Source organism: Bacillus sp. EE-W1 (genome assembly GCF_009760835.1).
GTDB classification, from domain to species: domain Bacteria; phylum Bacillota; class Bacilli; order Bacillales; family Bacillaceae_G; genus Bacillus_A; species Bacillus_A wiedmannii.
On sequence record NZ_WIPE01000060.1, the window covers coordinates 160,793 to 163,293 of the forward strand.

A 2,501-nucleotide genomic window follows, 5' to 3' on the forward strand; every position below is an offset into this window, starting at 1 on the left:
AGATGAAATATTTGATAGTGTTATACGCTCACTTGTATATTTTCCTCTTATAGTAAATGATGAATTAGTCGGAATGTTTGTTGCAGGGAAAAGTAGAAATGCGGGTTTCTTTCCGGAAGATGTACAGTCGTTAGCTACATTTTCTAACCAATTAGCTAACGTTGTTAAAACAAGGATATTGATTTCTGAACAGGAAAAAAGAATGATTTTAGAAGAAAGAAATAGAATCGCACGCGAAATTCACGATGGTATTGCGCAAACATTGGCAGGGGTGATATATCAACTAGAATCCGCGCAGAAAAAATATCGTGATAAACCAATAGATATGCAACAAATAGTAGAGAAAAGTATAAAAGATTTAAGAGGAAGCTTAGGAGAAGTTCGCTATTCTATTTATGCTTTAAAACCATATCCGACAAAACAATTAGGTTTTAAGCAAGCGATAGCAAGTAAAATAAAATCTTTAAAACAAGAATATGAACTAGATATTACATATCATGAAAGAGGTCATGCACGTGCGCTTAGCTTTTCAAAAGAAAGAGCTATTTTTGATACATTACAAGAGAGTTTGCAAAACATTGTAAAACATGCACAAGCAAAAAAGGCTGATGTTTTACTCAGTTATCAAAGTGAGCACGTGCTTTTAAGGGTTAAGGATAATGGGGTTGGTTTTTCACTATTTGAGTCTATGGTTAAAACGAAGAATGAGCCACATTATGGTATATTACATATGAATGAACAAGCTGAACAATTAGGGGCTACTTTACAGATTGATAGTTCTGTAGGGAAAGGGACAGAAATTACACTATTAATTCCAGATTCACAAACAAGGGGTGCGTAAAATGATTAAAATATTAGTAGTGGATGATCATGCTTTTTTACGAGACGCAATTCGGAGCATACTAGAGGATGAATCTGATATGAAAGTGGTTGGAGAAGCTAGCTCTGGGGATGAAGTATTGGGAAAAGTAGAAGAATGCGGACCAGATTGTATTTTGATGGATATTAACCTTCCAGGGAAAAATGGGATTGAAGCTACCGAGTTAGTGAAAAAAAAATATCCAAATTGCCGAGTACTTGTGTTTACAATGTATGAGCATGATGAGTATTTAATGGATGCACTCCAGGCCGGTGCTGATGGTTATTTATTGAAGGATTCCTCATCAGAGCAGGTAGTAGCAGCAATTCGAATGTTATATCGAGGCGATTCCGTTATTCATCCGCGTATGACTAAAAAATTAATTACATATCATCAGCAAAAAATGAAAGTAGAATCAAATGAAAATGAACTGACGGAACGTGAAAAGGAAATTCTCTTTGAACTAGTAAAAGGACTTAGTAATAAAGAAATTGCTGAAGTTTTATATATTAGTGATAAAACAGTTAAAATTCACATCAATAAAATTTTTAAAAAGCTAAATGTGAAAAGTCGATCGCAAGCAGTGATTTATGCAGTCCGAAATCAATTGGTTCCGCTAGATTAAATAAGAAATCTTTCAAAGAACTATCGTGTTGCTTTATTCTGTATCACAAAGAATAAAGGCAAGATAGTTCTTTTGTACTATGTAGGCATAGAATCCTTAGAGAAAAGATACTCCTTTTGTTTAATTTTCAGAATAATCTAAATGTGGAATAATAAAAATAGAATTACATTTTAACCTTGTTAATAATTCATTTTGTAAAAATATTTTGTTGAAAATAAATGATGGGGGGCTCTTATAGAAAGAGTAAAGTGAGTGATTAGCTATATGAGGTATGGGGATGGTAGTAGTGTTGGAAATCTTTCATGATACAAAAGATTAAGATTTATAGAGTTTCCAATGCTAAATGGGAATTTAAGAATCAATTTGTTTCAAAAAATAATATTAAAAATGGGGAGATGCAATATGAAACGAGGGAAATTTGGAAAGATTCTTATTGGAACGTTAACAGCTGGAATGTTATTGTCTCAAGGGATTCCATATAACGTATTAGCGGAAGAGGTAAATACATCTACTTTAACTGGAGTTGATGATGCAAATGCTATCTTGAAAGGTCTTACAAAGGAACAACGTAATGCCTTAAAAACGTTAGATGCAAAACCAGGTTTTGTTATTTCGCCAGGTATCAATACAGCGAGTCCTAATAATGTGAATGTGATTATAGAATTTAAGCAAGCACCTAGCAAAATTGAGGTATTAAAACAAGCGGCTAAAGGGAAAAAGGTAGCTCTTTCAAATGCGGAACAAAAGGTAGAGGCATCACATAAAGGGTTTAAAGCAGAGCTTGAACAGCTGCAAAAGAATAAAGAGAAAGGGACAAATGTAAAATCTGCAAAAATAACAAGAGAGTATAAGAATGCTTTTAATGGTGTAGCGATTTCTTTACCAGCGAATATGATTGAGGACTTAGTTCGTACCGGTATCGTTAAGCGCGTATGGGAAGATCATGAGGTTAAAATTGATTTGCCGAAAGAAACAGTTAAGACTGCAGTTGAACCGAAAATGGCAGATAGTGTACCG

General features: G+C 33.9%; 3 protein-coding genes. All 3 read left to right on the plus strand.

Going from position 1 to position 2,501, the window contains the following annotated elements; all coding sequences use genetic code 11:
* A partial coding sequence (locus tag GFJ36_RS12260) for a GAF domain-containing sensor histidine kinase (RefSeq protein ID WP_157349593.1) occupies window positions 1-841 on the plus strand: 841 nt, incomplete at its 5' end.
* A 1-nt stretch (window position 842) separates the two neighbouring features.
* Window positions 843-1,484 (plus strand): response regulator, encoded by a 642-nt coding sequence (locus GFJ36_RS12265; protein WP_088123113.1) that lies wholly within the window; start codon window positions 843-845, stop codon window positions 1,482-1,484.
* 402 nt (window positions 1,485-1,886) lie between these two features.
* The coding region (locus tag GFJ36_RS29575; protein WP_242015979.1) for a protease inhibitor I9 family protein at window positions 1,887-2,501 on the plus strand (615 nt) is incomplete at its 3' end.

Bases quoted from the DNA above. Each gene is read 5' to 3' on its own strand.
- GFJ36_RS12265 (WP_088123113.1), top strand. From the start codon at position 843: ATGATTAAAATATTAGTAGTGGATGATCATGCTTTTTTACGAGACGCA.